Origin of the sequence: Streptomyces sp. KR55 (assembly GCF_052245645.1) — a bacterium.
Taxonomy (GTDB): Bacteria; Actinomycetota; Actinomycetes; order Streptomycetales; family Streptomycetaceae; genus Streptomyces; species Streptomyces flavusporus.
This window is the reverse complement of the sequence record NZ_JBQQCE010000951.1, coordinates 1-1,041: the sequence shown is the minus strand read 5'-3', so window position 1 is coordinate 1,041 and position 1,041 is coordinate 1. Positions and strand designations below refer to the sequence as shown.

At 71.6% G+C, this 1,041-nt stretch carries 1 protein-coding gene and 1 pseudogene; both read left to right on the top strand.

Going from position 1 to position 1,041, the window contains the following annotated elements; translation table 11 throughout:
• Window positions 1–573, top strand: a 573-nt coding sequence (locus tag ACTWQJ_RS51740; protein WP_443313259.1) for an MMPL family transporter, incomplete at its 5' end; no start/stop codon positions are given.
• Between the two features lie 7 nt (window positions 574–580).
• A pseudogene (locus ACTWQJ_RS51735) lies at window positions 581–1,041 on the top strand (sensor histidine kinase); the annotation flags it as partial.

The window sequence follows — 1,041 nt, the reverse complement described above, 5'->3', positions numbered from 1 at the left end:
AAAGCCGCGCTCGGTTTCCTGCTGTCGGTGGGCGCCGCCTTCGGCGTCCTCGTCGCCGTCTTCCAGTGGGGCTGGGCGGCGGACCTCATCGGCATCGAGCAGACCGGACCGGTCATGTCGCTGATGCCGATTCTCATCATCGGCATCGTGTTCGGCCTCGCCATGGATTACGAGGTCTTCCTCCTCACCCGGATGCGGGAGGCCTACGCCCATGGCGCCTCCTCCGGCGAGGCGATCGTCAGCGGGTTCCGGCACAGCGGACGTGTGGTGGCCGCGGCGGCAATCATCATGATCAGTGTGTTCGCCGGGTTCATCGGGATGAGCAGCCCGACCATCCAGACGATGGGTGTCGGTCTGGCCGCCGCCGTCGCCTTCGACGCCTTCGTCGTCCGGATGGCGATCGCCCCCTCGGTCCTGGCACTGCTCGGCCACCGGGCCTGGTGGCTGCCCCGTATCCTGAACCGCGTGTTGCCGAATGTGGATATCGAGGGTGAGGCACTGAGCAAGCACGTCCCGGCCCCCGCAGCCGAGTTGGACGCAGCAGGGCGGCGGCTGCCCGTCGGCCGGGGCTGAGCCGGCCATGGCGAACACGGGTGGCGGTGGCCCGCGAGCACGCAGCACGTGGTGGCGGGAGGCGGCGATCACGACGACGGCGTTCGCGCTCTGCCTGCTCGGCGGCGTGGTGCAGGACGACGGCCGCACGCTGTCACCGCCGTCCGCCGCCGCCTACTTCCTCGCCGTCGTGTCCTGCGCGGTGCTGCCGGTGCGGCACCGGGCGCCCCTGGCCGCCATGGCGGTCACGACCGCGAGCGGCGTACTGGCTCCGCTCCTGGGCCTCCTGCTGAGCCCGCTCATCGTGGCCCCCGCCGTGATCACCGCCTACTCCTACTCGCTCGCCGCGCGCACCGAACGGCGCGCGGCGAGCGCCGTGGCGCTCATCTCCGTGGCACTGCTGGTCGCCTCGACCCCCTTGCTCGGTGCCCTCTCGGGGAAGGACGCGAGCAGGGTAGGAGCGGTGGCGGCGTTCCCGCTGGTGGCCGG